This window comes from Nocardioides sp. (assembly GCF_024509035.1).
In the GTDB taxonomy this organism is placed as follows: Bacteria; Actinomycetota; Actinomycetes; order Propionibacteriales; family Nocardioidaceae; genus Nocardioides.
This window is the reverse complement of sequence record NZ_JANINT010000171.1, coordinates 1-4743: the sequence shown is the minus strand read 5'-3', so window position 1 is coordinate 4743 and position 4743 is coordinate 1. Positions and strand designations below refer to the sequence as shown.

The 4743-nt window shown below is 72.5% G+C and carries 3 protein-coding genes and 1 pseudogene; 3 read left to right on the top strand and 1 reads right to left on the bottom strand.

Annotation, left to right across the window (positions count from 1 at the left end; all coding sequences use genetic code 11):
- Nucleotides 1-276: 276 nt before the first annotated feature.
- Nucleotides 277-2109 (bottom strand): phosphoenolpyruvate carboxykinase (GTP), encoded by a 1833-nt coding sequence (locus Q0L15_RS13160; RefSeq protein WP_296604899.1) that lies wholly within the window; start codon nt 2107-2109, stop codon nt 277-279.
- Nucleotides 2110-2267: 158 nt separating this feature from the next.
- Here Q0L15_RS13160 and Q0L15_RS13155 point away from each other — a divergent pair, with 158 nt between their 5' ends.
- The 3 genes and pseudogenes from Q0L15_RS13155 to Q0L15_RS13145 form a co-directional block, all read left to right on the top strand.
- Complete coding sequence (locus Q0L15_RS13155; RefSeq protein ID WP_296604898.1) at nt 2268-2600, top strand: metalloregulator ArsR/SmtB family transcription factor; 333 nt, start codon at nt 2268-2270, stop codon at nt 2598-2600.
- A complete protein-coding gene (locus tag Q0L15_RS13150) occupies nt 2597-4276 on the top strand; it encodes a SulP family inorganic anion transporter (protein WP_296604897.1) in 1680 nt (559 codons plus the stop codon). The genes Q0L15_RS13155 and Q0L15_RS13150 overlap by 4 nt, the downstream gene beginning before the upstream one ends.
- 82 nt (nt 4277-4358) lie before the next feature.
- Nucleotides 4359-4743 (top strand): annotated as a pseudogene (locus Q0L15_RS13145) (nitrate reductase); the annotation flags it as partial.

Genomic DNA, 4743 nt, shown 5'->3' with positions numbered 1-4743 from the left:
CACCGCGGCCGCTTCCTGGGCCGACGTCATCGAGCTGCGCCCCGAGGGCTGGCGGACCCGAGCCTTCGCCGCCTCGTGGCCGCCGGACGACCCGGTCGCCTAGGCGCGCCAGTCGTGATCTCGCTCGGCGCACGCACCTGACGCATCTGTCGCCTCAGGGGCCGTCCCAGGACAGATGCGTCTGGTGCGTCGCGAGGGCGTCCGGTAGGCGACGGCCGGCGCAGCCGGAACCATCCCCGGACGAAGCCCGGGTGTCAGCAGCCCCTCAGCGGACCCTCAGCAGCCGAGGTCGCGCGCGACCCGGCGGTGCGCCTCCCAGATCTCCTCGGGCAGGCCGTCGAACTGCTTCAGGTGCTCCTCGCGGAAGCCCATCTCCTGGCGCCACCGGTCGACGTCGATCGAGAGGATCCGCTCGATGTCCTCGGGCGGCACCGAGACGCCGGTGAGGTGCAGCTCCTCCTCGGTGGGCAGGATGCCGACGGCGGTGGGTACGCCGGTGACCGAGCCCTCCTGCAGGTGGGCCAGCCACAGCAGCGCGCGCAGGTTCTCGCGGTAGCCGGGCCACAGGAAGTGGCCGTCCTCGGCGTCGCGCTGGAACCAGTTGACGTGCGCGAAGATCGGCTGCACCTTCGCCCGCCCGATGACGTCGAGCCAGTGGGCGGCGTACTTGGCCTCCGGGTAGGACATGAACGGCCGCATCGACATCGGGTCGTAGCGCAGCTGCCCGTCGACGCCGTCGGCGGCGAAGGTCGCCTCGGCGCCGAGCGTGAGCCCGTCGTAGACGCCCTCGGCGAGGTCGGTGATCGCGCGGATCAGCGGCTCGCGGTCGCGGGTGCGGCCGCCGAAGATGATCGCGTCGATCGGCACGCCCCGCGGCTCCTCGAAGTCCTCGGCGACGTTGGGCACGTTGGCCAGCGTGGTCGTGAAGCGGCTGTTGGGGTGGGCCCAGGGGTCGTCGGCCTGCTCGGGGGTGCGCTCGGCGATCGGCAGGCCCTTCCAGTCCAGCCACCCGTCGAGGTCGGCCGGCGGCTGGGGCGTGCGGCCCTCCCACCACACCTCGTGGGTCTTGGCGTTGTAGGCGACGTTGGTGAAGATCGCGCCGGTGCCGGGCTGCACGGACTCCAGCGCGGTCGGGTTCGTGATCTCGTTGGTGTCCTTGGCGACGCCGAACACGCCGTACTCGGGGTTCATGCCGTAGAGCCGGCCGTCCTCGGGGTCGATCCACAGCCAGGTGATGTCGTCGCCGTAGAACTCCACGCGGAAGCGGTCGCCGAGCCCCTCGGGCGCCAGCGTCATCGCGAGGTTGGTCTTGCCCGACGCGCTCGGGAAGCCGCCGGCCACGTGGTAGCGCTTGCCGGTCTCGGTGTCGACGATGCCGAGCAGCATGAACTGCTCGGCGAGGAACTCACCGGACGCCCAGCCGTCGTACGCCGCCTGGCGCAGGCCGTGGGCGATCTTGCCGAGCAGCGCGTTGCCGCCGTACGACGAGCCGAAGTGCAGGATGGTCCGCTCGTCGGCCACGGTGACGAAGTAGCGCTGGTCGGCGGGCGTGCCCTGGCCGAGGGTCTCGAGGTCGCCGGTGACGTGCACGGCGCGCACGAAGCTCTCGGGGTCGTGGAGGTCGTTGATGTGGTGGACGCCGACCCGCGCCATCCGGATCATGTGCAGCGCGACCGTGCGGCTGTCGGTGAGCTCGACGCCGGCGGCGTACCGCTCCATCGGCGAGCCGGGAGGTGCCATCAGGTAGGGCACGACGTACATGGTCTTGCCGGCCGAGGCGCCGCGCATCAGGCCCTCGAGCAGCGGCTTCATCTCCGAGGACGGCCGCCAGTTGTTGTAGGTGCCCTTGTCCTCGGGGTTGCTGGTCGCGACGATCGTGCGCTCCTCGGAGCGCGCGGTGTCCTTGTGGAAGCTGCGCGAGTAGTAGCAGCCCTCGCCGACCGGCAGCAGCTCGCCCGCGTCGAGTGCCTCCTGCACCAGGCGGGCGTCGTCCTCGGCGTCGACGACCTCGACCCGCGCGGCGCCGGTGTGCGCGGCCCAGTGGCGGACGTACTCGCGCACCGCCGTGTTCTTCAGGCCTGCTCCATCGAACACGTCGTCCAGGTCCATCTGCACGTCCACCACAGTCCTCCGTTTGTCCTCGACTCGACTCATGCTCTCGCATCCCGGCAGCTCTGACGGATGATGCTGGACAGTACACGACTTGAAGAAGTTTGCATGTTGTGTAAATCTCAGGTGATACGACTCCAGGGAGGGAGACGACACCCATGGGTGTTCCGCTGTACCAGGCCAAGGCCGAGCTCTTCAAGACTTTGGGACACCCAGCACGTATCCGCATCCTCGAGCTGCTCTCCGAGCGCGACCACGCGGTCCACGAGCTGCTCGAGAAGATCGAGATCGAGCCGAGCAACCTCTCCCAGCAGCTCGCGGTGCTACGGCGTACGTCGATGGTCGTCTCGCACCGCACCGGCAGCGAGGTCGTCTACTCGGTGAGCGTGCCCGAGGTCCGCGACCTCCTGCTGGCCGCCCGCACCATCCTCTCCGGCCTCATCGCGGTCCAGGGCGAGCTCGGCACCGAGCTCGCCAGCACGCCCTCGTGAGCGCCACCTCCTCTCGGGTCCGCGAGCTCCTCCCCCACGCCACCGACTGGCGCCCGTTCCACGTCGGCGCCGACCTGACCGCCGGCCTCATGGTCGGCCTGGTCGCGCTACCGCTGGCGCTCGGCTTCGGCGCGAGCTCGGGCCTGGGCGCCGGCGCCGGACTGGTGACCGCGATCGTGGCCGGCGCCGTGGCGGCGGTCTTCGGCGGCAGCCGGGTGCAGGTCAGCGGACCCACCGGCGCGATGACCGTCGTGCTCGTGCCGATCGTCGCCAGCCACGGCGCCGACGGCGTGCTCGTCGTGGGTCTGATGGCGGGCGTCGTCCTGCTGGCGCTGGGGTACGTCGGCGCCGGCCGGTTCATCCGCTACGTGCCGGTGCCGGTGGTCGAGGGCTTCACCCTCGGCATCGCCGCCATCATCGCGTTGCAGCAGCTGCCGGCCGCGCTCGGCGTACGCCCCGAGGGCGAGAAGGTGCTCGCCCAGGCCGCCCACGCGATCGCCGCGTGGGCCGACCACCCGGCCTGGGCGCCGGTCGGCATCGCCGCGGCCGTCACCGCGGGCGTGCTGCTCATGGCGCGACTGCGGCCCGGACTGCCGTGGTCGCTGATCGCGGTGGTCGTCGCCACGATCGCCAACTCCGCCGCCGGCCTGGGCGCGGCCCCGATCGGCGACATCCCCTCGGGCCTGCCGATGCCGCACGTCCCGACCGTGCCCGTGGGCGACCTCGGCGGGCTCGTGCTGCCTGCGGTCGCCGTGGCCGCGCTCGCGGCGCTCGAGAGCCTGCTGTCCGCGACGGTCGCCGACGCGATGAGCGTCGGACGGCGCCACCACCCCGACCGCGAGCTGGTCGGCCAGGGCCTGGCCAACCTCGCGGCCCCGCTGTTCGGCGGCATCCCCGCCACCGCGGCGATCGCCCGCACCGCCGTCAACGTCCGCTCCGGGGCGACCTCGCGGCTGGCCGCGCTCAGCCACAGCGTCGTGCTGCTCGTGGTCGTGCTGGCCGCGGCGCGCTGGGTCGGCGAGATCCCGCTGGCCGCGCTGGCCGGCGTGCTCGTCGCCACCGCGGTGCAGATGGTGCGCGTCTCGAGCGTCGCCGCGCTGATGCGCGCCACGCGGGGCGACGCCGCCGTGCTCGCCGTCACGGCCGTCGCGACCGTCGCGGTCGACCTGGTCACCGCGGTGATCGTCGGGCTCGTGGTCGCCGGCTTCTTCGCGCTGCGCCAGACCGCGCTGGCCGCCCGGCTCGACGAGGTGCCGCTCGAGGACGGGGTAGACGACACGCGGCACGAGGACGAGGAGCGCAGCCTGCTCGACCAGCACATCGTGGCCTACCGGATGGAGGGGCCGCTGTTCTTCGCGGCCGCCCACGACTTCCTGCTCGAGCTGTCCGCGGTCAGCGACGTGCGTGTGGTCGTGCTGCGGATGTCGCGGGTCTCGACGATCGACGCCACCGGCGCCTCGGTGCTCGCCGACACCGTCGCCCGGCTCGAGGGCCGCGGCATCAGCGTGCTGCTCTCGGGCCTGCAGCCGCGTCACGAGCGGGTGCTGCGCGAGCTGGGCGTCCACGATCGGCTCGCCCACGACGCCCACTCGTTCGCCACCACCCCCGAGGCGATCGCCCACGCGCGGATGCACGTCGCCCGCGCCCAGCACGCCCACGAGGCACACCCCGCCTGAGACCCCGGGACGGATGGTCCCCGACCGAGCCGAGATGTGTGCGCCACCGCATGAATCGTCGCCGGCGGGGCACCGGGCCTACGTGACCTCTCCGACGAGCGAGACCGACCGCACGCACGACGTCTGGGGTGAGCGCACCCCTCACCCCCGAGGCACGGCCTGGCCCACCCGCGTCGACCTCCACCTCGAGGACGGGCTGACCGAGGGCCAGGTCGACCGGTGGGTGTCCTCGGCGTGCCTGCTGTGCAGCAACGGCTGCGGCTGCGACATCGCGGTCAAGGACGGGCGGATGGTCGGCGTCCGCGGCCGCGCGACCGACCGGGTCAACCACGGCCGGCTCGGCCCCAAGGGCCTCTACGGCAGTACGCCGTGGGCGCACTCCCCCGACCGGCTGACCCGCCCGCTGGTGCGCGAGAACGGCGAGCTGGTCGAGACCGACTGGGACACCGCCATGGGGCGCATCGTCG

Excerpts from the sequence above, each read along its gene's own strand:
- Q0L15_RS13160 (WP_296604899.1), bottom strand. The coding sequence starts at position 2,109 with ATGGACCTGGACGACGTGTTCGATGGAGCAGGCCTGAAGAACACGGCG.
- Q0L15_RS13155 (WP_296604898.1), top strand. The coding sequence starts at position 2,268 with ATGGGTGTTCCGCTGTACCAGGCCAAGGCCGAGCTCTTCAAGACTTTG.